Source organism: Faecalibacter sp., from assembly GCF_057177045.1.
In genome coordinates this window covers 2,798,622-2,823,826 of the sequence record NZ_CM169987.1, presented here as the reverse complement: position 1 = coordinate 2,823,826, position 25,205 = coordinate 2,798,622, and the positions used below count along the sequence as shown (strand labels likewise).

At 33.2% G+C, this 25,205-nt stretch carries 24 protein-coding genes and 1 pseudogene; 11 read left to right on the top strand and 14 right to left on the bottom strand.

The window, feature by feature from the left end:
* Positions 1-13 precede the first annotated feature (13 nt).
* The 5 genes from AC1QSP_RS13170 to lipA form a co-directional block, all read right to left on the bottom strand.
* A complete protein-coding gene (locus AC1QSP_RS13170; protein ID WP_484079076.1) occupies positions 14-1,177 on the bottom strand; it encodes a dicarboxylate/amino acid:cation symporter in 1,164 nt (387 codons plus the stop codon).
* 187 nt (positions 1,178-1,364) lie between these two features.
* Positions 1,365-2,624, bottom strand: coding sequence for a CinA family nicotinamide mononucleotide deamidase-related protein (locus AC1QSP_RS13165; RefSeq protein WP_484079075.1), 1,260 nt, complete (start codon positions 2,622-2,624; stop codon positions 1,365-1,367).
* Positions 2,625-3,042: 418 nt separating this feature from the next.
* On the bottom strand, positions 3,043-3,843 hold the full coding sequence (locus AC1QSP_RS13160; protein ID WP_484079074.1) for a GLPGLI family protein: 801 nt from the start codon (positions 3,841-3,843) through the stop codon (positions 3,043-3,045).
* A gap of 60 nt (positions 3,844-3,903) precedes the next feature.
* On the bottom strand, positions 3,904-4,356 hold the full coding sequence (locus AC1QSP_RS13155) for a GNAT family N-acetyltransferase (protein ID WP_484079073.1): 453 nt from the start codon (positions 4,354-4,356) through the stop codon (positions 3,904-3,906).
* Positions 4,357-4,433: 77 nt separating this feature from the next.
* Complete coding sequence (lipA, locus tag AC1QSP_RS13150; protein ID WP_484079072.1) at positions 4,434-5,303, bottom strand: lipoyl synthase; 870 nt, start codon at positions 5,301-5,303, stop codon at positions 4,434-4,436.
* 147 nt (positions 5,304-5,450) lie between these two features.
* Here lipA and AC1QSP_RS13145 point away from each other — a divergent pair, with 147 nt between their 5' ends.
* On the top strand, positions 5,451-5,942 hold the full coding sequence (locus AC1QSP_RS13145; RefSeq protein ID WP_484079071.1) for a copper resistance protein NlpE: 492 nt from the start codon (positions 5,451-5,453) through the stop codon (positions 5,940-5,942).
* 41 nt (positions 5,943-5,983) lie between these two features.
* Here the strand turns inward: AC1QSP_RS13145 and AC1QSP_RS13140 are convergent, their stop codons facing one another.
* The 3 genes from AC1QSP_RS13140 to AC1QSP_RS13130 form a co-directional block, all read right to left on the bottom strand.
* On the bottom strand, positions 5,984-6,379 hold the full coding sequence (locus tag AC1QSP_RS13140) for an NUDIX hydrolase (RefSeq protein WP_484079070.1): 396 nt from the start codon (positions 6,377-6,379) through the stop codon (positions 5,984-5,986).
* Positions 6,369-7,388: a UDP-glucose 4-epimerase GalE gene (gene galE, locus AC1QSP_RS13135; RefSeq protein WP_484079069.1), complete on the bottom strand. Its 1,020-nt coding sequence runs from the start codon at positions 7,386-7,388 to the stop codon at positions 6,369-6,371. Before galE ends, AC1QSP_RS13140 begins: the two co-directional genes overlap by 11 nt.
* Before the next feature lie 91 nt (positions 7,389-7,479).
* Positions 7,480-8,595, bottom strand: coding sequence for a DegT/DnrJ/EryC1/StrS family aminotransferase (locus AC1QSP_RS13130; protein ID WP_484079068.1), 1,116 nt, complete (start codon positions 8,593-8,595; stop codon positions 7,480-7,482).
* A 101-nt stretch (positions 8,596-8,696) separates the two neighbouring features.
* Between AC1QSP_RS13130 and AC1QSP_RS13125 the strand changes: the two are divergent.
* From AC1QSP_RS13125 to AC1QSP_RS13090, 8 genes and pseudogenes are all read left to right on the top strand, one after another.
* A pseudogene (locus AC1QSP_RS13125) lies at positions 8,697-9,949 on the top strand (3-deoxy-D-manno-octulosonic acid transferase).
* Between the two features lie 458 nt (positions 9,950-10,407).
* Positions 10,408-10,779 (top strand): BlaI/MecI/CopY family transcriptional regulator, encoded by a 372-nt coding sequence (locus AC1QSP_RS13120; RefSeq protein WP_484079067.1) that lies wholly within the window; start codon positions 10,408-10,410, stop codon positions 10,777-10,779.
* Positions 10,780-10,944: 165 nt separating this feature from the next.
* A complete protein-coding gene (locus AC1QSP_RS13115; RefSeq protein WP_484079066.1) occupies positions 10,945-12,633 on the top strand; it encodes a M56 family metallopeptidase in 1,689 nt (562 codons plus the stop codon).
* 134 nt (positions 12,634-12,767) lie between these two features.
* A complete protein-coding gene (locus AC1QSP_RS13110) occupies positions 12,768-13,355 on the top strand; it encodes a hypothetical protein (RefSeq protein WP_484079065.1) in 588 nt (195 codons plus the stop codon).
* Positions 13,356-13,752: 397 nt separating this feature from the next.
* Complete coding sequence (locus AC1QSP_RS13105) at positions 13,753-14,376, top strand: hypothetical protein (RefSeq protein WP_484079064.1); 624 nt, start codon at positions 13,753-13,755, stop codon at positions 14,374-14,376.
* Between the two features lie 134 nt (positions 14,377-14,510).
* A complete protein-coding gene (locus AC1QSP_RS13100; protein ID WP_484079063.1) occupies positions 14,511-17,618 on the top strand; it encodes a UvrD-helicase domain-containing protein in 3,108 nt (1,035 codons plus the stop codon).
* Positions 17,618-19,429: an excinuclease ABC subunit UvrC gene (uvrC, locus tag AC1QSP_RS13095; protein ID WP_484079062.1), complete on the top strand. Its 1,812-nt coding sequence runs from the start codon at positions 17,618-17,620 to the stop codon at positions 19,427-19,429. Before AC1QSP_RS13100 ends, uvrC begins: the two co-directional genes overlap by 1 nt.
* Complete coding sequence (locus AC1QSP_RS13090) at positions 19,404-19,847, top strand: hypothetical protein (protein ID WP_322970919.1); 444 nt, start codon at positions 19,404-19,406, stop codon at positions 19,845-19,847. Before uvrC ends, AC1QSP_RS13090 begins: the two co-directional genes overlap by 26 nt.
* Positions 19,848-20,142: 295 nt before the next feature.
* Here the strand turns inward: AC1QSP_RS13090 and gcvT are convergent, their stop codons facing one another.
* Both gcvT and AC1QSP_RS13080 read right to left on the bottom strand, forming a co-directional pair.
* Entirely contained in the window at positions 20,143-21,219 is a 1,077-nt protein-coding gene (gene gcvT / locus AC1QSP_RS13085; RefSeq protein ID WP_484079061.1) for a glycine cleavage system aminomethyltransferase GcvT, read from the bottom strand.
* Between the two features lie 76 nt (positions 21,220-21,295).
* Positions 21,296-21,658, bottom strand: coding sequence for a hypothetical protein (locus AC1QSP_RS13080; RefSeq protein ID WP_484079060.1), 363 nt, complete (start codon positions 21,656-21,658; stop codon positions 21,296-21,298).
* A 45-nt stretch (positions 21,659-21,703) separates the two neighbouring features.
* On the opposite strand from AC1QSP_RS13080, the gene AC1QSP_RS13075 reads away from it, so the two are divergent.
* Positions 21,704-22,393, top strand: coding sequence for a YiiX/YebB-like N1pC/P60 family cysteine hydrolase (locus AC1QSP_RS13075; RefSeq protein WP_484079059.1), 690 nt, complete (start codon positions 21,704-21,706; stop codon positions 22,391-22,393).
* Between the two features lie 195 nt (positions 22,394-22,588).
* Here the strand turns inward: AC1QSP_RS13075 and AC1QSP_RS13070 are convergent, their stop codons facing one another.
* The 4 genes from AC1QSP_RS13070 to AC1QSP_RS13055 are packed head-to-tail and all read right to left on the bottom strand — an operon-like array spanning position 22,589 to position 24,724.
* Complete coding sequence (locus tag AC1QSP_RS13070; protein ID WP_484079058.1) at positions 22,589-23,041, bottom strand: peroxiredoxin; 453 nt, start codon at positions 23,039-23,041, stop codon at positions 22,589-22,591.
* Positions 23,042-23,043: 2 nt separating this feature from the next.
* The gene (locus AC1QSP_RS13065) at positions 23,044-23,454 is read right to left on the bottom strand and encodes a 6-pyruvoyl trahydropterin synthase family protein (RefSeq protein WP_484079057.1); all 411 of its coding nucleotides are present in this window, start codon (positions 23,452-23,454) and stop codon (positions 23,044-23,046) included.
* Positions 23,455-23,467: 13 nt separating this feature from the next.
* Positions 23,468-23,983, bottom strand: coding sequence for an isopentenyl-diphosphate Delta-isomerase (gene idi, locus AC1QSP_RS13060; protein WP_322970913.1), 516 nt, complete (start codon positions 23,981-23,983; stop codon positions 23,468-23,470).
* A gap of 27 nt (positions 23,984-24,010) precedes the next feature.
* The gene (locus tag AC1QSP_RS13055; RefSeq protein WP_484079056.1) at positions 24,011-24,724 is read right to left on the bottom strand and encodes a biotin--[acetyl-CoA-carboxylase] ligase; all 714 of its coding nucleotides are present in this window, start codon (positions 24,722-24,724) and stop codon (positions 24,011-24,013) included.
* Positions 24,725-24,820: 96 nt separating this feature from the next.
* Between AC1QSP_RS13055 and rsfS the strand changes: the two genes are divergently transcribed.
* Positions 24,821-25,189, top strand: a complete 369-nt coding sequence (gene rsfS, locus AC1QSP_RS13050; protein WP_484079055.1) for a ribosome silencing factor — start codon at positions 24,821-24,823, stop codon at positions 25,187-25,189.
* Positions 25,190-25,205 lie beyond the last annotated feature (16 nt).

Genomic DNA, 25,205 nt, shown 5'->3' with positions numbered 1-25,205 from the left:
TATTTATATATTGTTAAGCTTTTTCTTCCGCATATTGATCCACAATCATACTCAATGCACCATCGGTTGTAATATTACACGCAGTACCAAAACTATCTTGTAACGCAAAAATCGTTAAGATTAAAGCTACACCGGCTTCATCAAATCCAAGCACATTTGAAATTAATCCTAATGAAGCCACGACTGTTCCCCCTGGAACACCTGGTGCACCCACTGCAAAAATACCTAATAATAATACAAAGGTTAGCATTGTTCCTACATCGGGAATTGTTCCGTATAATACTTGGGAAACCGTCATCACAAAGAATACTTCCGTTAACACCGATCCACACAAATGGGTGTTCGAGAAAAATGGAATTGTGAAGTTCGCAATCGTTGGTTTAATGACTTTACTATCGTCCACTGCTTTTACTGCTACCCCTAACGTTGCTGCTGAAGACATGGTTCCGACTGCCGTTAAATACACGGGCGGATAGTGTTTTAATAATTTGAAGGGATTGGTTTTATGGTACACCCCAGCAATTGTATACATTAGCGTCATCCAAATGAAATGCCCCACAATCACAATTAAAATGACTTTTAAGAAAACGGGCAATTGTTTTTCGATGGAACCTTCATAACTTAAAATCGCAAAGTTTGCGGCGATAAAAAAGGGTAGAATTGGAATCAACACTTTATTGACCAATAGAATCACAATGTCTTTGAATTGATCAAAAATCTTTTCTAATTCTTTGGCTTTGGTGATTAGAATTCCCATACCTAACATCAATGCAATGACCAATGCGGTCATCACCGAAAATAGAGGTGGAATATCCAATTGAAATAAAATTTTCGGGACTTCTTTTAAAGCTTCTACAGAAGTTGGGATGGAAAGATTCGGAATAATCTGGTATCCGGCAAATGTTGAAAATAAACCGGCACCCACCGATGATAAATAAGCGATTAATAACGAGAATCCTACAATTTTACCGGACCCTTGGTTTAATTTGGTGATTGATGAGACAATAAATCCAATGACAATTAAAGGTACTAAGAAGAAAATCAATTGTCCTGTAAAATATTTAAGGGACAATACCACTTGAATGGTACTTTCTGTTAAATAATTTCCTAAGACTAAACCGGCAATTACACCTAATACTAATCGAAATAAGGTGTTATTTACTATTTTTTTTAACATTCATACTAATTTGCCTCAAATATAAAGTCTATTAATTAAATAGACTTTATGTGATTTAAGATTTTTTTAAAGTGAAGAATTGATCAGTACTTTTAAAATATAAAGCGGTTTAATTCTCGTCTTAGTTCTCGATTCATTTCCTTTTATCTGATCCATACAATGAAACACTCAAGCTGAAGAGGTTCAATTAATAATTCTCTCGTACAAATTGAATGGCAAGGTTCAACGCATTATTGGACACGGTTTTGATCAAATCTTCGCGGTCCATGTACGGGTAAAAGTATTTTTTATTTAATGTCGCGGAACCGTTGGTCACCGATACCCAAACTGTCCCTACTTCTTTACCGTCTTCGCCTTTTGAAGGTCCTGCTACACCTGTTGTGGCAATGGCCAAATCGGTATTGAGTACTTTACAAGCCCCTTTCGCCATTTGTTCGGCTACTTGTGCTGAAACTACGGTATATTCTTGAATGATTTTTGGTTCAACTCCTAATACATTTGTTTTTACTGCAGTGGCATAGGACACCACTGTTCCGTAATAATACATGGAACTTCCGGGTACAGATGTGAGTAAAGTTGCTAAATTTCCTCCTGTACAGCTTTCGGCTGTGGATAAGGTTAGCCCTCTGTACTTTAATACTTCGGCTAATATTTTAGCAGGTTTACCCGAAACTTCAGAAAGGATGTATGATCCTGCAATTTGTTTGAATAGCTCAATTTGTTCCTGAATTGCTAATTTCAATTGTTCCTCATCCGTTCCAGTGGCTGTAAAACGTAGATCGATGGATGTTCGATTCGGTAAATACGCTAAACTGATAAAATCTGGAATTTTATTTTCCCACTCCTCTACTAAAATTGCCAAATCACTTTCCGGAATCCCACTGACTAAAATATCACGATGAACAATTACTTCGGCCTTGAATTGTTCTTTTAATCTTGGCATAATTTCTTCGCGCATCAACCCTTTCATTTCAAACGGAACGCCTGGAAGGTTGATGATGATTTTATCTTGAAAAGCGGTCCATAAACACGGTGCTGTTCCGTAACGGTTCTGTATAAAAGTTGATTGTTCAGGAATTAACGCTTGGTCTTGATTCAAGTGATTTAATTCTTTGGTATATCCTCTTGCCGCAAAAAGTTGCACAATATTTTCCAAGACTTTCTCTTCCCGAACGAACCCACAATCCAAAAATTGACACAATGCATTTTTTGTTTTATCGTCTTTTGTTGGTCCTAAACCACCTGTGACGATAATGATATCGGAATGGTCTATTCCGCGTTGAAATGCTTCGATAATATGGAATAATTCGTCTTTGACCGAAAGAATCTCTTCGACTTCAATTCCGATTTGGTTGAGTTGTTGTGCAATAAAAGCCGAATTGGTATCGACAATTTGCCCGATTAAGATTTCGTCTCCAATTGTTATTAAGGTTGCTTTGGTTTTCATAACTAAAAAAACTTGCTCCACTAAAGGTAACAAGTTTAAAGCGTTTCAAATTAATTTTTATTAACAACTTTCTTCATCGGAGGCTATTATAAATCCAAACATTTTCTAAACAATTCTAAAAGCTTAATAGAATGCTTTTTCAAATTATTATTATCGTTAGAAACATGTGAAAACTCATATATAACCTATTAAATTTTTGAATCATTTTAAATTCTTTCAATATTTCATATTTTTATAGAACGCTTTTTGAAATCCCTCATTCTTCTATGCCGCCTCTATGCTACCTTTATGTCGCGTTAATGCTGCCTTAAGACGCTTTAACCCTACTTTATATTGCCCTTTCAATCGGTTCACCAAGGAGGTTGTTCGGTGTTTGTATGATGCTTGTTTGGTTGTCTTCAGTTGTAAGGCATTCGATTTATTTTTTGTCGATTGAACTTTCTTGATTAAACATTTCGTTTCGCTTGCGATTGGCTTCGTCGTAAATATCACTTAATTCTTGTGGCGATATAATTTGTAGTCTAGATTTTTTATCCGCTTTTAAAGGATTTTTGAATTTGTAATTTTTGACATTGGGTTTAATGTTTTGCACACGAATAAAATTATCCATTCTTCCTACTTCTGGAATTTCCATAAATAAATTCATTTCTAAAACAAAACCATCCAAAGGTTGTACTGCAATTGGCATAAATTTAAAATCTATATCTTTTGTAAACCAAGCTTCAACATCATAAACCATTTGACCAGCTTTATACTTTGATTTCGCTTTCTGAACTTTATAACCTAAAATTTCTTTGGTTTCATTCGTCAATTCCCAAGTTAATTTTTCAATAAGATTTTTAACGATATACTTTTTACCATAAACATCTACCTCACGATAATTCTCATTTAACATAAAATCAGAATATGTTAATCCAAAAGGTAAACCTGCTACAGATTTTTTCACTCCTCCTTTTGTATCTTGAGCGTTATCTATTTTCTCTTGTTCGATTGAATTATATTCTTTTTCAGATGAATAAATTAAATAATCTAATGGTTTAGGATTTTCATTTTGTTCGATGTTCCATTTTCTTGCTTCTACATCTTTAATATTTCCAAAAAATTTTTCAATATATTCAGGTGTATATTTGGTATGATGCTGTAATTCGACTTTTACTTCATAAACCTGAGCTTGTACAAAAGAACTAAGTACGAATAGTAAATAAAAAAGTTTTTTCATTTTTAAATTAATTTTATTAAAAATAAAAAAGAGTTACAACAAATTGTAACTCTTTTACTATTAAAATTTTATTTGATAGATTCTTGACTCTTCTCCCCTCGGATGATAACCTTGTCCTACATATTTAAATCCAAATTTTTCATAATACCCGATGTGATCGGTACAAAGATTCAGTTGATGAAATCCAAATCGTTTGGTGTCTCTAATGGCTTGATCTATTAATAATTTGGCGTAATTATTTCCGCGATGTTTTTCTTCAATAAATAAGGCACATAACCACGGATACAAATCCATTCGACTGATAAAATCATTGGTAATTAGACCAGCACAACCGATAAACTCATCGTTCTCATTTGCTAACACATACCATTGTGGTAAATCATTTTCAGCCGTAATACAATGTGAGATGCAATCTTCATAAATAATTGGCGGAGCACCTGTCCAATGTTTCTGAAAATATTGAATGATTCTCTCTTTATATCCTGGTTCTTCTTTTACGGATATGATTCTCATTTTTTCGATTTTGTTTTAAAAATAAAAAAAGAGCTACAATAAATTGTAACTCTTTTAACTATAATAGATAAACTATTTTATAGAATATGTTTTTCTGCATGGTAAGAAGAACGAACCAACGGTCCTGATTCCACGTGACGGAATCCTAATCCACGAGCAAAATCTTCGTATTTCTTGAATTGTTCTGGCGTAATGAATTCTTTTAACGGTAAATGTTGTTTTGTTGGTTGTAAATATTGACCAATTGTAATCACATCTACATTGGCATTCGCTACATCTTGAATTGTTTCGAAAACCTCATCTTCTGTTTCACCTAAACCAAGCATAATTCCTGTCTTTGTACGACGTTGACCTGCCTCTTTTGCATAACGTAAAACTTCTAACGAACGATCGTATTTCGCTTGGATACGAACTTCACGTGTTAAACGACGAACCGTTTCCATATTATGTGATAAAACTTCCGGTCCTGCTTCGATGATACGGTCGATGTGTTTTTCGATGCCTTGGAAATCTGGAATTAATGTTTCCATGGTTGTACCTGGACTGATGCGACGTACTGCACGAATGGTTTCAGCCCAAATGATTGACCCCATATCTTTCAAATCGTCACGATCCACAGATGTTAAAACAGCATGTTTAATTTTCATTAATTTAATCGAACGCGCTACTTTTTCTGGTTCAGCCCAATCCACTTGCTCTGGACGACCTGTTTTTACCCCACAAAAACCACAAGAACGTGTACAAACATTTCCTAAGATCATAAAGGTCGCCGTTCCTTCTCCCCAACATTCTCCCATGTTAGGACAGCTCCCACTTTGACAAATTGTATTTAATTTATATTTATCAACTAAAGTTCTTAATTCTTTATGCTTTTTTCCTGTAGGTAATTTTACACGTAACCACTCAGGTTTTTTCACTCTTCCGTCTGGTCTTAACTCAACACTCATACGTTACTTTTTCTGAAAAGCTAATTTACAATTTATTTTTAGATGTTATTGAATTTATAGTTTATGTCCTATTTTAAATTTAACATTGATTTTTATGAAGTGGAATAGGGATTGATAATCTTCTATTTATTAACAATTTATACAACAATGAAAAAAACATTAATCGCCCTATTAGTAGGGACATTCGTAATGATTAGCTGCGAAAAAAAGACAGAAACGATTGTAACAACTGATGGAAATCAAGATACTATTAAAGTAGAAAATTCTGATACTATAGCTCCTAACGATGATACAGGTTTACGTGTCGACGAACATAATTCTAAAAACTCGTTGGATTGGAATGGTACATATCACGGAACTTTACCTTGTGCGGATTGCGAAGGTATACATACCATAGTAGAATTGCACCAAGATGAAACCTTTAAATTAACGCAAGAATATTTAAATAAAAATACGAAATCTGAAGAAAAAGGTCAATTTGCTTGGTCTGCTGATGGAAGTACAATTACATTAAATACAAAAGATAAAGGAACTGTATATTCATTTAAAGTGGGTGAAGGAAAATTATGGATGTTAGATCAAGAAGGAAAAGAAATCACGGGGTCTTTAGCAGATAAGTATATATTAATCAAGAAATAATTTAAATAAAAACCCGAACAACTAATGTTCGGGTTTTTATTTTATAAAGCAAGTAAATCAAAGGCAATCAAAACTCCTTCTACCTGTACCTTTTCTTTTTTATAATCTTCTCTAGAAAAATATTTTACTGCTTCAATTTCATTGGAAGGTTTAATTTCTTGATGAATTTCTGCTTTAAAACAATCTTGTTCCATTAATAAATTCTGTTCTCCATAGGCCATGGCAGTAATATGAAAGCAGTACTCTAATTGATGAGGTTCTAAAATTAAATTCAATTCTTCCTCTACTTCTCGGATTAATCCTTCTTTAGAACTTTCACCTGCATCAATTTTACCGCCTGGTAAATACCATGCTTTTTTGTTCTTACTATAGGTTAACAATAATTTATTGTTTTCTACTACGATTAATCCCGCGGTTGGTAATTTCTTAAAGTTCATTTCTCAAGCCTTGTTCCCATTTCCATGAATTTCGCAAAGATTCTTCTAAAGTAACTGTTGGTTCCCAGCCTAATTCTGTTTTTGCTAAGGTATTATTCGCATAAGCTTCGATAATATCTCCTTCACGACGTCCTTGAATTTGGTAATTGATTTTTAAATTATTCGCCTCTTGGAATGCATTAACCACTTCTAAAACAGTTGAACCTGTTCCTGTTCCTAAGTTAAAAAATTCTAATGCGGTTTTGTTTTTATTTTCAATTAAACGGGTCATGGCTTTGACATGAGCATCTGCTAAATCATTCACATCAATATAATCACGAATTGCCGTTCCGTCACGTGTTGGATAATCATTCCCCCAAACCGATAAACATTCGCGAATACCAGCTGCAGTTTGTGTGACATAAGGCACTAAATTGTTTGGAATACCTTTAGGCAACTCTCCAATTTTTGCTGTGGGATGCGCTCCCACTGGATTGAAATAACGTAAGCAAATGACATTTTTACCAGAAACAGCTGAAAAATCTTCTAAAATTTCTTCGCCCATTTGTTTCGTTTTTCCGTAAGGTGATTCGGGCTTCTTTAATGGTGTTTGCTCATCAATTGGCATATGGTCAGCCTGACCATAAACCGTACAAGATGAACTAAAAATGATATTATCGACATCAAAATCTTGCATCGATTCTAATACATTTATAAGTCCCACTAAATTATTACGGTAATACATTAAAGGCTTTTGAACCGATTCACCTACGGCTTTATAGGCTGCAAAATGAATAATTCCATCCACATGTTGCGTTTGAAAAAAATCACGAACAGAATTTTCATCCTTCAAATCAATTTTAAAATAAGCAGGTTTTTGATGTGTAATCGAAGTGATACGTTCCAAGAAATTTTCTTCTGCATTTGAACAATCATCAATAATGATGACTTCATATCCAGCATTTTGTAATGCGACAACAGTATGCGATCCGATATACCCCAAACCACCCGTTACCAAGATTTTTTTCATAATATATTTTAGTAGATGTTAGTTCATCAAATTTATAAATAAAAAAAGCCTTTGCAAGGGCAAAGGCTTTAAAAACTTATTTATTATCAGTTTATTTTCCGAAAAATTCTTTAACCGCAGTTGTAATGTATATCAATTGCTCTTCTGATAATTCAGTGTGCATTGGTAAAGACATTACCTCATCGACTAACGTATCTGTATTTGGGAAATCCGCATCATTGTAGTGACCGTTGTCGTACGCTTTTTGTTTGCGTAATGGCACTGGATAATAGATCATTGCTGGAATTTCTTTCTCTGTTAAGAAGGCTTGCAATTCGTTTCTTTTTCCATTTAATACACGTAATGTATATTGGTGGAAAACGTGTGTAGAATCTGGAGAAACAACAGGCGTAATTAATTCCTCGATATCTGCGAATGCATTGTTATAATACGTCGCCGCTGCTAAACGTGCTTCGTTATATGAATTTAAGTAAGGTAATTTGTGGCGTAAAACAGCTGCTTGAATTGAATCTAAACGAGAGTTTACCCCCACTTCGTCGTGGTAGTAACGTTTGTACATTCCGTGGTTTACAATTCCGCGTAAACGGTGAGCGATGTCGTCATTATTCGTGAAGATTGCTCCACCATCTCCGTAACATCCTAAATTTTTAGATGGGAAGAAAGATGTACATCCGATATCTCCGATAGTTCCTGCTTTTTTTCCTTTGTATTCTGCTCCAATGGCTTGAGCCGTATCTTCGATCACATATAAGTTGTGTTCTTTTGCGATGGCCATTACTTCGTCCATGTTTGCACATTGTCCGAATAAATGAACTGGAATAATCGCTTTTGTTTTAGGCGTAATCGCAGCCTTTAATTTTTCAGTATCAATAGTAAATGTATCTAAATTAACATCTACTAAAACTGATTTTAATTTTAATAAATCGATAACCTCCACAGTGGCAGCAAACGTAAAGTCAGCTGTGATGACCTCATCACCTGGTTCTAAACCTAATGCCATTAAAGCGATTTGTAAAGCATCTGTTCCGTTTCCACAAGGAATGACGTGTTTTACATTTAAATATTGCTCTAAATCTGCTTGGAATTGTTTTACCTCAGGCCCATTGATAAATGCAGCCGATTCGATTACGTTTAAGATCGAAGCATCAACTTCTGATTTTATTTTTTGATATTGACTTTGTAAGTCAACCATTTGAATTTTTTTCATAGCCTATGAATTCTATTGATCGATTCAATTGTTTTTCGAATCGAAAACTATAGACAAATGTACAAAAAAACCTTAATCAAAAGTTTTAACTTTGCATCATCGTGCAAGGAATATATAACACATCGATTAAGGCGTACGGATTAGCGCTGAAATTGGCTTCAGGATTTAATGGAAAAGCAAAACTTTGGGTAGAAGGGCGTAAAAATTGGGAGGAACAAATCACCTCTAAAATACAACCGAAGGATCGAGTTTTGTGGGTGCATTGTTCATCTCTGGGTGAGTTTGAACAAGGTCGTCCTGTCATTGAAGCCTTAAAAGTAAAATATCCGAATCATAAGATTGCGGTCTCTTTTTTTCGCCCTCTGGATACGAGATACGTAAAAATTATCCAGGCGCTGATGTGATCTTTTATTTACCACTCGATACAAAAGCTAATGCTAAAAAATTAATCCAAGTTTTACATCCCGAATTGTTGGTTTTGGTGAAATACGAATATTGGTTTAATCTGATTACTGCATTACATCAAAAAAATATTCCAACGATAGTGGTTTCTGCAATTTTTAGAGAAAGTCAAAACTTCTTTAAAAAGAATGGAAACAATTGGTTTGCCCAAAAATTGAATTTGATTTCACATTTCTTTATTCAAAATCAAAAGAGTAAAACCTTATTGGATTCGATTGGCATTCCACAATCGACTTTAGCGGGAGATACCCGATTTGATCGCGTGAAACAAATTGTGCATCAAAACAATCAATTGGATTTTATGGCTCAATTTAAAGGGGATTCTAAATTAATCGTAGTGGGGAGTTCTTGGCCTAAAGATGAGGAACTCTTTCTTCCTTTGATTCATCAACGCTTATCCGAAGGTTGGAAAATCCTTTTTGCTCCACATAATTTACACGACAAAGAAATTGAAGCCTTTACATCAAAATTAAATGTTCCCTTCGTTCAATTTTCGGATTTGGAAAAAACTTCTGTTGCACAACTTGCTCAAGCAAAAGTATTCATCTTAAATACGATTGGTATTCTGTCTAAGGTCTATGCGTATGCAGATATGACGTATATCGGCGGTGGATTTGGGGCAGGTATACATAATACGTTAGAAGCTGTGACTTATGGCAATCCTGTGGTTTTTGGACCGAAATACAAAAAATTCCAAGAAGCGGTAGATTTGATCGAAGTTGGAGGTGGCTTTAGCATCGCGAATCAACACGAATTTGATGCGATCATGGATCGATTAATTACCGATGATTCGTTTAGAACGTCAGCGGGTCAAAAAGCGGGGGATTTTGTACAGCAATCGCCCAATGCTACAGCGATGATTATGGAATATGTGGATGAGTTAATTCGTTAATGTGGGAATTTTTTAATGTGAGAATGTGAGAATTTGGTAATGAGAAAAAGTCAAGTTGAACACATTTTAGCTTTTTGTAAAATATGATGAGATCCTGAAATAAATTCAGGATGACTTGATTTCGCTTTATTTAGATTCTTCACTACTTATTCGTTTCGTTTAAGATAACATCATTTCGACAGTTTGTGTATTTCACTATACTATTTTCTAATTCTACGAGACTACAATCCATCGATTTGTCTTTTCTAGCTGTCAATCTGAGCACATTTCATCTTCTTATAAAATATAATGTGATCCTGAAATAAATTCAGAATGACATTTTTTTTTCCCTCTGAGCTTATCAAAGAAACTGTATTCATTATAAAATTCATCTTGACAATCCTTTATTAATTTTTTCTTAAAAAGTTGGTGATCTCAATTTTTATTCTACATTCGTAGTGTTCTACAACTATAGAAATATGAGTTTATCCAAAAAAGAAGAAGAAGTAATGGAAGTGATTTGGTCGAAAGGAAAAGCCTACGCCAAAGATATTATTGATGCTGCGCCAGAACCAAAGCCTGCTGCAACTACGATTGCGACGTTATTGAAACGTATGTATGATAAAGGATTTATCGATTACGAACAGCATGGAAATTCACGCTTGTATTTTCCTCTAGTGAAAAAGGATGATTATTTCTCGAAAGAAGTGAAAGGAATGATTTCTAATTTCTTTAATAATTCAGTTGCTCAATTTGCTTCATTTTTTGCAAAATCGAACACGATGAGTATCGAAGAATTAGAGAAATTAAGAGATGTTATCGACAACGAAATCGACCGCAAAAAGAAATAGCCTATGATAGCTTATATCATCAAATTTGTTTTATGCTCAGGATTTCTTTTTTCTTTTTATAAAGTTTTCCTAGAGCGAGAAAGTATGTACAAAACCAACCGATTTTACTTACTGTTTTCGCTAGTGTTTTCTTTAGTTGCTCCCATCTACGAAATGGAGTTGCCGATGACTATACAGGAAACTCAAATTTCTCCAGAAATTATAGCCTATATTTTGGCTAATCCTCAACTCTTAGAACAAGAGTCAGGATGGAATTATGGGGAACTTTTGAATTTGATTTATGGAATTATTGGACTAGGATTATTTTTCCGATTTGTATTCAATATTATTTCTATTATATACCGAATAAAACAAGATGAAAAATTTGAAACACAAGACATCACTTTTGTTTTAGACGATAAAACTGATCAACCATTTAGTTTCTTACATTATATCTTTCTGCCACAAGAAAAATATGATACAATTCATCCGAACTTAATTCAGCACGAAAAAGCACATTGCATCCAAAAACACAGTTGGGATATCGTATTCATAGAAATCTTTCAGATTGTATTTTGGTTCAATCCTTTTATCTATTTATATAAAAAATCCATCCAATTAAACCACGAATTTTTGGCTGATGAATATGTTTTACAAAATGACGTCGACGTAAAAATATACCAGCATCAAATATTAGATTGTATTGCAGCTCAATCTCAAAATTCAGTTGCGAGTCATTTCAATTTTATTCTAACCAAAAAAAGATTACTCATGATGACCAAACATACATCAAAAAGAAAAGCTCGTATATTATCTTTTGCTAGTTTTCCATTTATATTATCTGCATTTGTATTATTTAGTCAAAAAACATTTGCACAAGAAGTAAAACAAAATGCTAAAAAAGTAGAAAACGTTTTAGATCAGAAAGTAGAAAATCCGATTATCGAATTAAAAAAAATAGCTAAAGATACTGAAATCATTGCGGCCGATAATATTACGATAACGCTTGATTCTACGAATAAAAGAATGATTTTTCCAAAAGAAATAAAAGATATCTCTAAAGCAGATATTAAAAATTTTACCATCGATTATAGAACTGAAACTGGAAAAGTCGAATTACATTCTGGAGAAACGAAAGAGTTTAAACTTGAAAATTTAGCGGTACAAAAAAACAATATTAAAATCGAAAATGGTGATCAATTAAAAAACATCGATCCAAAAGAAATTAAATCCATTGTCGTTGGAAAAGACCGAAACTTTTTACAAGTTATTAAAAAGAATAATGACACCATCAAATTTAATGTTGAATCAAAATTTAAAGCAAGTAATTCTAAAATTTTAAAACTTGATGAACTATCAACAAATGAGATTTTAACGCCTACAATAAAAGCAAAATTAAAAGATTTGGATATTAAAAACTTTGCGGGTATTGAAATGTTAAATCGAAACGGAACCAAAGTAATCCAAGTTGAAGATAAAATTCTTGTATTCGATTCTAAAGATAAATTAATAAGTCAATCATCCGTTCCATCAAAAATTGAAACCATTGTTATTGATGATAACACTCTAAAAGAATTAAAAAACATTCCTCCTATTCATAATAGACTTTCTGTTGTTACCCCTTCAAAAACAGACTTTGAATCAAAAAATGGATGGAGAATCGATGTACAACCTCATAGTAGTCCTGAACTAACTAAAAATAGTTCGTATCCTATTATCCATGGAAATTCAATTTCAGTGAAAAGTTTATACATCGAAACTGAACCACAAACAAAAGAGCAAATCGCAAAAGAACTAGATCAATTAAAATCGAAAGAAAAAGAAACGAAAAAACGCATCAAAGCATTAGAAAAACAACAAAAGAAATTAAAGTAAATTTTTATAACATTTTAGGAAGTCGAATTGGCTTCCTTTTTTTATGCGAGATATTAAACTAAATAATCATTTAAAAATGTATTTTTGAAATAATTAACACCCCTTAAATAAAAAAAACACTTTTACTGATTGGTTTGTTATCCGTATGTGTTAACGCACAGGAGGAAAATAAAATCGCACTAGAAAATCAATGGTTCGTCGAAGGTGGATTTGGATTTGGAACCTCTAACGAAGGAAATTATAGATATTATTCACTTTCACCCTCGGTGGGAAAATTTGTACGCTCAGACCTTGCCATTGGTATAGGATTAGCTTATGGTGCATATCTGGATACCTATAAAGAATTTGACGACAAAAAATACTTTATTAGCGTAAATCCATTTGTTCAGAAATATTGGAGAATTTCCAATCAATTCTATCTCTTCTTGGATTTTTCGGCTGTCTATGGATATGGTAAAACGACGCATACCTATCATGAGTTAAATGATAAAGCAATCTCTGATTATAGTGGATATGGTCTTGGACTTTCACCTGGATTTGAATATTATTTTACACCCAATTGGTCCATCAATTCGCGTTTAGGAGGGTTTTCTTGGACGGCCTCAAGAGACCAACTAGGAGAAGTTCAACATTCTTTTGATTTAGGATTTTCATCGGAAAGAAATTACGCCCTTAGTGCCAATAATGGAATTATGATCTCATTAAAATATACTTTTGATTAATTTTTTAAACCAGGAAGTTCTAAGAACTTCCTGTTTTTTTTGAGTAGATCAAGAATTTTCTATCTAAGATTTCTCTTAAGATTCTTTTAAGATTCTAAATCCATTAATCATGGAAGTTTTTTGAGTGAAAAAGAATGCTAATCTTCTCGTCTTTATATGCTATTCGCCAAAAACAGGCTTCATAAATTGTTATAACAACGTATAAGAGAAATGAAAAACTACCTGTTTTTTTTATGATAAATTTTAGGATTTTTCACATTTAACATTTCACAATTGAATATCATTCAGCGAAATAACTATTTCACTGAAATATTTTAAACAAACCTTTAAAATTAACTGATATTAATCATTTCTTAAGATTCACACCACCCTCACCTTTACACAAAGTTTTAATGATATGAAAAAATTAATCTTAGTCGCTTCATTATTCGCTTTAGGAGCGAATGTTTTCGCACAAGAGAATGGAGAAGGAAATAAAGTTGAATCTACAAATGGTGTAGAATTAAACGGAAAATGGATGTTAATGGGTCAAGCTGGATATACTTCAACTAACGAAGGAGATACTCAAACTTACACAGCATTACCATCAATTGGAAAATTCATTACGAATGATGTAGCAGTTGGGGCAGCATTTGGATACACAGGATCTAGAGATGAAAAAAGCCCTGAATTTATCCACAAAACAAATACTTACTTAGTACAACCTTTCGTACGTAAATATTGGGATATTGCTGGAGGATTAAAAGTATTCGGACAAGCGTCTGTTCCAGTAGGTATCGGAAACTACAAAGATAAAATTGACGGTGTTGATTACAGACACAGCTACACTACTTACGGTGTTGAAGTAGCTCCAGGTTTAGATTACTTCTTCTCATCTAATTGGTCTGTAGAAGCAACTTTCGGATTATTTGCTTGGAATGCAGTTAACCCAAAACAAGGTGACACAAATAACACTTTCAAATTCGGATTAAACTCTGGTATGATGGACGGTGTTAAAGTAGGTATCAAATATTTATTTTAAATAGATCTTTTTTTTATAACAAAAAGGTGGAAGGAAGCTTTTCAAGAAAGGCTTCCTTTTTTATTACGTCATAGTTTGGCATTTCAATTTCTTAATCTTGTAGAGTTTTATTAACTTTCTAAAAATTTATTGAAGTGCTACAACCAGGCGATTTTAAAATTTACAATGCTTCAGCTGGAGCGGGTAAAACCTATACTCTTGTTAAAGAATTTATTTCGTTGTTACTTAAAGACGAAAGTGTTTATCGTTTTGAACATATCTTAGCGATTACCTTTACCAACAAAGCAGCTAATGAAATGAAGGAACGTATCATCGAAAAGTTAGAAGAATTAGCGGATACTTCTAAAACATTTGATGCATACATCTTAGATTTGTCTCGAGAAATCGCATTAGATCCTACAATAATTCAAGAACGAGCGCGTAAAATTTTAATCGCTATTCTTCACAACTATTCTAAATTTTCAATATCAACCATCGATAAATTTAACTTGAGATTAATGAAATCATTTGCTCAAGACTTAGGTTTATCCATGAATTTTGATGTGGAAATGAATACTCAAGAAATGGTGGAAGAATCCGTAGATTTATTATATTCTAAAATCGGAGAAGATCAAAAATTAACTGAAACCATGATTACCATCGCCTTAGATAATATGGATGATAATAAATCATGGGATATCCGAAAATCCTTATCGGCAGATACTGTTAATATTTCCAATGATCGAAACTTAGAGCAATTGGATGATTTACGCAAAATTCCTTTGGAAGATTTTGTAGCCTATCGTAAAACCATTTTTGATGATATTAAAACATTAAAAGAAGCTTTGACGATGGTAGGACAATCCTTCTTCGAACTTTTGCAACAATATGGACTGACACCGAATGAACTTCCAGGAAAGTCTCGTGGAGTATCTTCCTATTTCAACAAATTAAAGAATTATGATGGGGAAGGTATTATTTTACCTACGGATACGAATACCAAAGAAATTATTGACGGTGTTTACTTAGAAAAAGTAAAAGATGCTACTGCTGAACAAATTTTCCCTGACATCAAAGCTTTATTTCTACAAGCTCAGTTCATCACGGATAAATTGGTTTTGTTGTCATCGATTCAAAAAAATATATCCTCTATTTCTTTGATTAATGAAGTTGAAAAATCATTGGATTCGATCAAAAAAGAAACGAATGTATTATTGATTAACGAGTTTAATACGAGAATTAGTAAACATTTGCGCGATCAACCTGCTAACTTTATTTACGAACGTATAGGGAGCCGTTACCATCATTATTTTATTGATGAATTTCAAGATACGTCTACCCTACAATGGCAAAATTTTGATCCTTTGATTGAGAATGCCCGTGCTCAATCCGATACGATTATGTTGGTTGGTGATGCCAAGCAATCGATTTATCGTTGGCGTGGTGGAAATCCTGCCCAAATGACTGGTTTGATTGAACATCAGGATGAATTGAACATTAAAGTACAAGAATTAGATACCAATTGGCGCAGCCATGAAAATATTATCAAATTCAACAACGAGCTATATACTTTTATCGCCCCTCAATTGAATATGCCTGATTTCAGGGAAATCTATTTAAGCGGAAATCAGCAAAAAACCAATAGCCGAAAAGATGGTTTTGTACACCTTAAATTCATTGAGAACAAAGAACGTTCAAAAGATGAATTCAAAGAACAAAATCTTGAATCTATTTTACAGTATGTCAATCAATGCCGTGATAATGGCTATTCGTTAAGTGATATTGCCATCTTGGTACGTAGCAATGCGCAAGGAATTGCAATCGCTAAACATTTAACGGAAAATGAAATCGTCGTAATTTCGAATGAAGCCTTATTATTAAAGAATTCGTATGAGATTCAGTTGATTGAATATTTGTTTAAAATTGCTGCCAATCCGATGGATGAGCAAAGTAAGATACGCTTTTTAATGGTGGCTTATGAGATTCATTTATTTGAATCTGATGATTTAACCGTTACCATTCAAAAAGGGATAAAAAATAAAATCGATGGATTCTTAGATTTGATGAAAGATATTGGTCTTGATTTGGATTTTATTCGCGATGAGAATTTATCACTTTATGATTTTACCGAAAAAACGATTCGTGCTTTACAATTGGAAGAACGTTCTCCGGCTTATATCCTAAGCTTCTTAGATGTCGTATTAGATTATTCATCCAAAAATGAATCCGACTTAAATTCATTTTTAGAATACTGGCAAACGGCAAAAGACAAATCATCTGTCAAAACACCAAAAGGAGTAGAAGCCGTTCAAATTATGACGATTCACAAATCAAAAGGTTTAGAATTTCCCGTGGTGATTTTACCTTATTTGGATTGGACTCCTAAAAATTCAAACATTTGGATTCCGCTCGAAAAAACAGATGTGAATCCATTTCAGAATTTCTATGTTGGAATTAATAACGATTTAAAGACCATCAAAGATCAATCGATTAAACTGGCGATTGAACAAGAAGAGAATTTGGTCCAAATGGATGCGATTAATACATTGTATGTGGCTACAACGCGTGCCAAAGAGCAGTTGTATATGATTGCTTTAAAACCAAAGGAAAATTCGAAAACCAAAACCATTGCCCATTATCTTCATGAGTTTGCTTTTTCAAAAGGAATGACAGAAGATGAGTTTACGGTTTACGGAGATCCAAAACGTTTATCAGTTCCGAAGAAGCATCAAGACGATTCGATTGAAATCAAACTACATTCTTTGGATTGGAACAATAAATTAACGGTCAACACCAATTCGGAAAAAGCTCAACAAAAATTAGCTTTAACTGAATATGCGAACGCGATGCATAATGTATTGGCTCAGATCAAAACGATTCACGATGTGGATACCATCATCCATTTAGAACATCAACGTGGAACAATATCTAGCGAAAATCTTTTGCGTATAAAAAATGGAATTGAAATTATTCTAAATGATTCCGTTTTAGTTCCGTACTTTGCAGAAGGATTAATCGTGTTGAATGAACGCGATTTTATCGATCAAAGCGGGGAAATTTTCCGTGCAGATCGTGTGGTCATCGATTCTGAAAATAATTGTACAATTATTGATTATAAAACAGGACAACCGGAAACCACACATCATTTCCAAATCAGTCAATATGCACAATTTTTCAGTCAATTGGGATATACCATCAAAGAGAAATTATTAGTATATATTGATGATACACACGAAAAAATAAATATAGTTGCTGTTGATTAATGAACGAGAATGTTAAATTAAAATTAGCCTCATTACCTGAAACGCCTGGCGTTTATCAATATTATAATAAAAATGGGGATTTGTTATACGTCGGAAAAGCGAAGAACTTAAAACGACGGGTCAATTCCTATTTCAATAAAACACATGATTCAAAACGACTTCGTGTGTTGGTTTCTAACATTGATAACATCGAAACCATCAATGTGAACAGTGAATATGATGCCCTTTTATTGGAAAATAATCTGATCAAAGAACATCAACCCCGATACAATATTCTTTTAAAAGATGACAAAACTTATCCGTGGATTTGCATTAAAAATGAACGATTTCCACGCCTATTTTCTACCCGAAATGTCATCAAAGATGGATCCGAATACTATGGTCCCTATTCGAGCGTCAAAATGATGAAGATACTTTTGGGCTTAATTAAAGAATTGTATCAAATTCGTACATGTTCCTATGATTTAAGTGAAAAAAATATTGAAAATGACAAATATAAAGTTTGTCTAGAGTATCATATCGGAAATTGTCAAGGACCATGCGAAGGCTTTCAGTCAGAAGAAGATTATAATGCGCAAATCAATGGTATTCGAAGCATTATAAAAGGAGAATTTTCTGAAGCTAAAAATTATTTAAATGATAAGATGCTTCATTACGCCTCTCAATTGGAGTTTGAGAAAGCCCAAATGATTAAAGACAAACTAGAGACTTTACACAAGTATCAAGCACGAACAACGATTGTTTCACCAACAATTACTAATGTTGATGTCTTTTCTATCACTTCTGACGCGGAATATGCGTATATCAATTTCATGAAAATTCATCATGGAGCAATTGTTCAATCGCATACCGAAGAATGGAAGAAAAAATTAGAAGAAAGTGATGAAGACTTATTGCAAAGAGCCATTGTTGATTTTTCAGAACGTTTTAATTTAAACTCGAAAGAAATTTATGTGCCTTTTGAGATCAGTTTAGAGATCCCGAATCGCAAAATTACCGTTCCTAAAATTGGAGATAAAAAACATATCATTGATTTATCGATTAAAAACACGAAGATTTATCGATTAGAACAATTGAAGCAAACCAAAATTGTAGATCCTGATCGCCATACCAATCGGATTATGAATCAGATGAAAAATGATTTACGCTTACCAGTAGAACCACGTCATATTGAAGGATTCGACAATTCCAATATTCAAGGAACCAATCCTGTATCAGCTTGTGTAGTTTTTAAGGATGGTAAACCGAGTAAAAAAGATTATCGCATTTTTAACGTACAAACGGTAGAAGGGCCCAATGACTTCGCTACGATGGAAGAAGTTATCTATCGACGTTATTCTCGTGTTTTGGCTGAAGGAGAACCATTACCTCAACTGATTTTGATTGATGGTGGTAAAGGTCAGTTAAGCTCAGCATTAAAATCGATTGATCGTTTAGGATTACGTGGTAAAATTTCGATTATTGGTATTGCAAAACGACTGGAGGAAATTTATTATCCCGATGACCCCTATCCATTGTATTTGGACAAAACTTCAGAGACTTTGAAAGTTTTACAACATGTCCGTGATGAATCTCACCGTTTTGGGATCACACGACATCGCAATAGAAGAAGTAAAAATGCGTTTAAATCTGAATTGGATGATATACCTGGTATAGGACCTCAAACAATTAAAGAATTATTAACAATTTTTAAGTCGGTACAAAAAATAAAATCTGCATCTTTGGAAGAACTAACGGATGTTGTGGGGAAATCCAGAGCAGAAAAAATAAAAGTGTATTTTTCTAATGAAAACAATGCCAATATTGGATAGAGATTTAACCTCTCTATTGAATAATACTAAACTACAAGCCATATTAGCGACAGTACCTCTTGCTGTATTTACACTTGCAATGCTAAGCTATTTTATCATCTTTTTTTCGTTATTCGGAACCTTAGATGCACAAATAGGCCATGAAGGTGCTTCTAAATCGATGCTTACTTCCTTATTAGGAAATTTGGTCATCTTTATCTTTCTCGTTTTCATTGGATTTTTTGTCGGTGTGATTTCTTTTATATATTATGTAGTCCATGCTGTAAAAAATCCAAATTTGATCGAAAGTGATGATCGATTGCTTTGGATATTAGCCATTATTTTAGGAAATGGTATCGGTGTTTTTATCTACTGGTTATATCAAATCAAGAAAAAAGATCCTAAGCCAATAATTGATTTATACGACGAAGATTTATAATTCGATTTCGACATAAAAAAGAAAAGCCTTTCAATTCAGAAAGGCTTTTCATTTTCATATTAGTGTCATTAAAAAATAGACTATTTCAGAAATAGTACTACTCAAAAGTACATTTTAGAATTTAACAAAACAAGCTTTTTAGTTAATAAAATACTAAATAATTTTAAAATTTAACAATTTGATAATATTTCAAGTTTTTAAAACAAGATTATTTAATTTTTACCCACTAAAAATTACTATTAAATAAAATAGCCCACTGAAAAAGTGGGCTATTTTTAATTTTTTATCGATTTCATTAAACAAATGGTGTTTTCACCACCTCTGCTAATATGTTTTTATCACGAATTTGGATTCGAATTGTTGTTCCGACTTTTGCAAAATCAACGTGTACATACGCTAAACCAATTCCTTGTTTTAACATTGGTGATTGTGTTCCAGAAGTAACTATTCCAATCGTGTTCGCTGCATCGTCTACAACTTTATAATCATGACGAGGAATTCCACGCTCGATCATTTTAAACCCAACTAATTTCTTCTCTACGCCCGCTTCTTTTTGTGCTTTTAAGATTTCAGAAGAAATGAATCCTGTATCTAATTTGGTAACCCAACTTAATCCTGCTTCTAATGGTGTAGTTTCATCATTAATGTCATTTCCATATAAACAGTATCCTTTCTCTAAACGTAAGGTATCACGAGCAGCTAAACCACAAGGTTCGATTCCAAAATCTTTACCTGCTTCAATTACTTTGTCCCACATTTCGTTGGCTTGTTCATTGGTAAAGTAGATTTCAAATCCTCCTGAACCTGTATACCCTGTCGCTGAAATTATTACATTTTCAAATCCTGCAAATGTACCTACTGCGAAATGATAGAAAGGAATATCAGCTAGATTAACATCAGTCAAAGATTGCATAGCTTCAATTGCTTTAGGACCTTGGATGGCTAATAAAGACATATCATCTGATTTATTAGATAGTTCTACACCAAAAGTATTATGCTTGTTAAACCATTCCCAATCTTTATCAATATTAGAAGCATTCACTACGGCCATAAACTCATCTTCTGCCATTTTGTAGATGATCAAATCATCCACAATTCCACCTTTTTCATTTGGCATGGCATTGTATTGCGCTTGTCCAACTGCAACTTTCGTTACATCATTCGTTAAGATATATTGTAAAAAGTCTGTAGCTTTCTCACCTTTCACAAAAAATTGTCCCATATGAGACACGTCGAATACACCAACTTTTTCACGAACTACAAAATGCTCTTGATTAACACCTGCGTATTGTACTGGCATTTCGTATCCAGCAAAAGGAACCATCTTCGCACCTAAATCTTTGTGCTTTTGGTTTAATGCGGTAATTTTCATGTTTGTTTGCTTTGTAAATTATTTCTCCCAAAAATAAGGAATTTTATGATCAAACAGAACAAACTAAAAATTTCTATTATCTGATTTTATGGACAATTTTTAAATGTCCTGAAGTTGCTTTATAAGGATCAAATTGCATTTTCGAAGTCCCATCCTTGAAATCATGCCTAAATTTTTGGCTAATTTTTCCTTTTAAGACCACTGTTTCACATGTTTCACATGGTTTAATTTTAATGCTATCATTCGTCTCTCCTTTTATTCGAACGATTTGATAGGTATAATTTTTATTCTTTTTAGCAGGAATCGAGTTATTAACAATGGCATCAAAATCATTGATAAAAAATACATCACGACCTTGATTACTCCCCACGATAATCGCAACACCAAGTCCAATTAATAATAGTATTATTGTAATCGTTAATCCCTTTTTAAAATCCATAAACTATACCTTTATTATAGAGTTTAAAAATACAATAAAATATCTATGAAAAAAATATTTAATTCTTTACCGCTTATCGTTACTCATTTGTTGCTTTTTTTCCTTACAAGTTGTACAATACAAAAAACTTCTTCACCTCCCCATCTTATTCGTCCTTCAGTTCTAAAAAATGGTGATCTTATTTTTGTTGGGGCGTTAGATGAGGGGCTTTCGGGTGCGATCAAACGAGCAACGATTTTGGAGGGGAGTTATAATTATGATCATGTAGGAATCGTTGAACGCACCACCCATGGAATTTATGTATTACACGCTGCACCAACAGGTGGATCACAAAGAGAAGAATTAAACCGATTTTATACCCTTCGAAAAACCGAACAAAATTCGATTGTCGTTTATCGATTAAAGAAAAATTATACTTTCGCTATACCTCATGCCATTACTCAAGCGAACACGATGCTTGGTAAACCCTACAATTGGACATATATTTTAAATGAAAATGAATATTATTGTTCTGATTTTGTTGAGCGAGCATTTCGAAAAGATCAAATCTTTGAACACATTCCAATGAATTTTAAAAATAAATCCAGTGGTGAAATCGATACATATTGGATTGAGTTTTATACCAATTTCAATCAATCTGTTCCACAAGGTTATCCAGGAACCAATCCCAATCAGTTATCTCAATCCTCTAAATTAGAAATGGTCGGAAGTCTCGAACTATATCTTACAAAATAGTTACCTTTGACCAATGAAACAAAATTTATTCTTAACAGGAGTATTCTTCATTATTCTATTTACAATGAAGTTTTTATTTGACAAAAGTGATTTCACATCAATGTTAATCTACTCTGTCATTGGTTCGGCCATTTTTTTTATGTATCGTACCTATATCAGAACATGGTTTATAAAAAAAAATAAAAAAGACCAAGATTAGTTTTCTTGGTCTTTTTTTATAGCTTTAATCGCGCGTTCGATGTGTACATCAGCTTGATTCGATTGAATATGTTCAATTAATAGGCCTTTTTTATTAAACACAAAGGTTTCGCGAGGTGTTAGTAATCCAAAAGTTTTTTTGATGCCTAATCGTTTTGTGAGTTCTGCATTTCGATCAGATAACAGAGGATAATTCAATTGGTGTTTTCTTGCAAATTTTTCATGCGATAGAGATGATTGACCATTGATTCCAACTAATACAGCGTCCAATTGATCAAAATCTGCTTTAATGTCCCTAAAATGACAAACTTCTTTAGTACACATTGGTGTAAAATCCATCGGATAAAAGAACAGGACAAAATATTTTTTATACAGAAATTCATCCGAATTGAAATAATTTCCTTTATGATCTAATAAATTAAACGATGGGATATGTTCTCCTAATTTCATCACTAATGTCCTTCGTATTCAACATAATTTCTTGGTGTCTCAAACAAGGTTACTTTTAGTTCAAGACTTTCATTCAGTTTTGCACGTATACGATTCCAAATCACAACTACAATATTTTCAGCCGTTGGTATTAAATGTTTAAAATCTTCAACATCCAAATTTAGGTTTTTGTGATCCAAATAGTCTTCTACTTCAACAGCTATAATTTGACGTAAAACATCCAAGTTCATGACAAAACCAGACTCGGGATCTACTTCTCCTTTTACACTTACAATCAGTTCATAGTTATGACCATGATAATTTGGATTGGAGCATTTTCCATACACTTCACGGTTTTTCTCTTCACTCCATTGGTGATTATGTAAACGATGTGCGGCATTAAAATGAGCCTTACGGTTTATAGTTACTTTCATAGGGATTTTATTTTTATGCTTCGATATGCGAAAGGTACTGATCAAAAATAATTTTAAACCAAGCGGTATAATTTTGTGGATTTTTTTGCATATCTTTTTTTAGGTCATCCATTTCTACCCAGCGATACGCCATTACTTCCTCAGAATTAAGGTTAGGTTCTCCATCAAAAGTACCTATAAAAACATGATCCAATTCGTGCTCCGTTAATCCATTATCCAAAGGTGCTTTATAAATAAAATTGAATTTGTAGGATAAATCACAATCAAAACCCATTTCTTCTACCAATCTTCGTTTGGCTGCATCCCGATATGTTTCATTTTCACGTGGATGACTGCAACAAGTATTGGTCCATAACGTAGGCGAATGGTATTTAGTCGCTGCACGCTGTTGCAACATCAGTTCTCCTTTTGAATTAAAAATAAAAACTGAGAATGCGCGATGTAATAAACCTGCAACATGTGCTTGTTGCTTTTCCATCAATCCTAATTCGCGATCTTCGCGATCTACCAATACAACAAATTCTTCCATAACAACAAATTTACATTTTATCGGGAATTAATACATCAATTCAATTTGTTTATGCAAAAACTCTTGTTCTTCACCATTGATCTCTACGATTAATGTACCACGTTCTGTTGATGCTCGAATTACTCCTTCAATCACTTCTCCATTCCATCGGAATTGGGAACTAATATCCTTACGAAACAATAATTCATTATAGTGCTGATGAATGGTATCAAATTTTTTTTCTTCCAACCAGTGGTATTCGGACTGAAAATTCTGCATTAATTCTGTCAATACCGACACGATGTCATACGTTTTGGCAGTTTCTTTCGATAGAGATGTTGCTTTTGGTAAATGATTAAAATCAGTTTGATTCACATTTATACCAATTCCAATGATGGAATGCATTTGATGATTGGTTTTATGATTTTCAATCAAAACCCCACAAATCTTCTTGTTATTTAAAATGATATCGTTCGGCCATTTTACCTCAATTCCTTTGGTATAAGCGGATAATGACCGATGCAATACCAGTGCTATCCATTCGTTGAGATAAATTAAATCACGATATTCTAAATCACTTTTAATCAAAAAACTAAACGTTAGATTTTGATTTGCGATAACCTCCCATTGATTCCCTGCATAACCTTTTCCTTCAGTTTGCTCTAAAGCATGTATGACGGTCCAAGAGTTGGCACCTTTTTTGGATAAATCCATTAAATAATTATTGGTATTAGGAATGGTTGGGAACGTAATAATTTTCATCCTTTTTTGACTTAATCGAATATGTGGTTAAAGTTATTTTAAAATCGCAAGAATATTCCTAATATTACTTAAATTTGCCATTTATAAATAAAATTGATGATAGACACACAATATACAAAGGATTTATTAGATAGCATTGTTGACGGAATTACAAATGTTAAAGGAGAAGATATTACCATCTTAGATTTACGTGAAATTGAAAATGCATTTTGTCAATATTTTGTTCTTTGTAACGGAAAATCGAATACACAAGTAAGCGCAATCGCAGCATCTGTTGAAAGAACTGTAAAAACAGAAATGCATGAGAGACCTTATAGCGTAGAAGGGACTCAAAACAAACATTGGATTTTAATGGACTATACGAACGTTATTGTTCATATCTTTCAAGAAGAATACAGAGAATTCTATGACATCGAAGGTTTATGGGGAGATGCCAAAGAAACTCGTATCGAAATGAATTATTAATCTTGTAACGAAACCA

What these genes read in the sequence shown, in the direction of transcription:
- AC1QSP_RS13120 (WP_484079067.1), top strand. Translation starts at nt 10,408, where the DNA reads ATGAGTTTATCCAAAAAAGAAGAAGAAGTAATGGAAGTGATTTGGTCG.
- AC1QSP_RS13075 (WP_484079059.1), top strand. Translation starts at nt 21,704, where the DNA reads ATGAAAAAAATATTTAATTCTTTACCGCTTATCGTTACTCATTTGTTG.
- AC1QSP_RS13070 (WP_484079058.1), bottom strand. Translation starts at nt 23,041, where the DNA reads ATGAAATTAGGAGAACATATCCCATCGTTTAATTTATTAGATCATAAA.
- gcvT (WP_484079061.1), bottom strand. Translation starts at nt 21,219, where the DNA reads ATGAAAATTACCGCATTAAACCAAAAGCACAAAGATTTAGGTGCGAAG.
- uvrC (WP_484079062.1), top strand. Translation starts at nt 17,618, where the DNA reads ATGAACGAGAATGTTAAATTAAAATTAGCCTCATTACCTGAAACGCCT.
- AC1QSP_RS13170 (WP_484079076.1), bottom strand. Translation starts at nt 1,177, where the DNA reads ATGTTAAAAAAAATAGTAAATAACACCTTATTTCGATTAGTATTAGGT.
- AC1QSP_RS13145 (WP_484079071.1), top strand. Translation starts at nt 5,451, where the DNA reads ATGAAAAAAACATTAATCGCCCTATTAGTAGGGACATTCGTAATGATT.
- idi (WP_322970913.1), bottom strand. Translation starts at nt 23,983, where the DNA reads ATGGAAGAATTTGTTGTATTGGTAGATCGCGAAGATCGCGAATTAGGA.
- galE (WP_484079069.1), bottom strand. Translation starts at nt 7,388, where the DNA reads ATGAAAAAAATCTTGGTAACGGGTGGTTTGGGGTATATCGGATCGCAT.
- rsfS (WP_484079055.1), top strand. Translation starts at nt 24,821, where the DNA reads ATGATAGACACACAATATACAAAGGATTTATTAGATAGCATTGTTGAC.
- AC1QSP_RS13160 (WP_484079074.1), bottom strand. Translation starts at nt 3,843, where the DNA reads ATGAAAAAACTTTTTTATTTACTATTCGTACTTAGTTCTTTTGTACAA.
- AC1QSP_RS13155 (WP_484079073.1), bottom strand. Translation starts at nt 4,356, where the DNA reads ATGAGAATCATATCCGTAAAAGAAGAACCAGGATATAAAGAGAGAATC.
- AC1QSP_RS13055 (WP_484079056.1), bottom strand. Translation starts at nt 24,724, where the DNA reads ATGAAAATTATTACGTTCCCAACCATTCCTAATACCAATAATTATTTA.
- AC1QSP_RS13140 (WP_484079070.1), bottom strand. Translation starts at nt 6,379, where the DNA reads ATGAACTTTAAGAAATTACCAACCGCGGGATTAATCGTAGTAGAAAAC.
- AC1QSP_RS13115 (WP_484079066.1), top strand. Translation starts at nt 10,945, where the DNA reads ATGACTATACAGGAAACTCAAATTTCTCCAGAAATTATAGCCTATATT.
- AC1QSP_RS13065 (WP_484079057.1), bottom strand. Translation starts at nt 23,454, where the DNA reads ATGAAAGTAACTATAAACCGTAAGGCTCATTTTAATGCCGCACATCGT.
- AC1QSP_RS13105 (WP_484079064.1), top strand. Translation starts at nt 13,753, where the DNA reads ATGAAAAAATTAATCTTAGTCGCTTCATTATTCGCTTTAGGAGCGAAT.
- lipA (WP_484079072.1), bottom strand. Translation starts at nt 5,303, where the DNA reads ATGAGTGTTGAGTTAAGACCAGACGGAAGAGTGAAAAAACCTGAGTGG.
- AC1QSP_RS13080 (WP_484079060.1), bottom strand. Translation starts at nt 21,658, where the DNA reads ATGGATTTTAAAAAGGGATTAACGATTACAATAATACTATTATTAATT.
- AC1QSP_RS13130 (WP_484079068.1), bottom strand. Translation starts at nt 8,595, where the DNA reads ATGAAAAAAATTCAAATGGTTGACTTACAAAGTCAATATCAAAAAATA.
- AC1QSP_RS13090 (WP_322970919.1), top strand. Translation starts at nt 19,404, where the DNA reads ATGAAAACAATGCCAATATTGGATAGAGATTTAACCTCTCTATTGAAT.
- AC1QSP_RS13165 (WP_484079075.1), bottom strand. Translation starts at nt 2,624, where the DNA reads ATGAAAACCAAAGCAACCTTAATAACAATTGGAGACGAAATCTTAATC.